Genomic DNA, 839 nt, shown 5'->3' with positions numbered 1-839 from the left:
TTAGCTTGATAGCGATGTGAAGTGACCCCAACTCGAAAAAAACATGATTAAGTCAAACTAAGTGTAATGAGACCATGTTATAAGTTATCGTTTAATCTTGAATTTTCCACTTACATATCATATGAAGTCGCCCTTCTTTTAATTCTGCTTGAAGAGACCCACTCATTTTTAGCATCAGGGTTTTCGCAATAGATAAACCTAATCCAGTCCCTTTTTCAGATCGATGATGATTGGTGGTATAAAATCGGTCAAAAAGCAAAGGTATATCTTGTTGACTTAAATTTTCAACGTCATTACTAATCATGAATATTACTGATGAAGTTTGCCTTTTTAGGGTGATTGATATATTTCCACTAGCATGATTAAGCGCATTGTTAACAAGATTTTCCACAACACGTTTAATTGCCGATTCATCAGCCATTATTTGTATTTCCTCGCGCTGTATACAAATCGTTGGTTCCATTTTCTTTTTGTTAAATTGATCATAAAAACCGACTAAGATCTCCCATGTTAAATGGTTCATTTTTACTAATTGAGGGCTTAAGTGATAATCATTAGAATCTATGACAGACAGTTCGAAAAAATCATTTACTAAGGTTTGTAAACGTTTAGTTTTATTTTTTACAATGGTTAAATAATGCTCTCTTTCTGCCGTGGTGATTTCACTTAATTCTAAAAATTGAATATACCCTATAATGGACGTAAGTGGCGTTCTTAAATCATGGGATATGTTAGAGATAGCCTGTTTTAGTTCATTTTCGGTACGTGCTTTATCAATGTTTGCTTGTGCTATGTGTTCAATTAAATGATTGATTTCAAAAGCAAGTTCTTCAATATTC

Annotated in this window: 1 protein-coding gene; it reads right to left on the bottom strand. The window is 32.8% G+C overall.

What is annotated here, in order from left to right:
* Positions 1–91: 91 nt before the first annotated feature.
* Positions 92–839: sensor histidine kinase (locus V7183_RS25840; RefSeq protein WP_335361321.1), on the bottom strand; the 748-nt coding region annotated here is incomplete at its 5' end.

Source organism: Bacillus sp. JJ1127, from assembly GCF_036965845.1.
Lineage (GTDB): Bacteria > Bacillota > Bacilli > Bacillales > Bacillaceae_G > Bacillus_A.
This window is presented reverse-complemented; position numbering and strand designations above follow the sequence as displayed.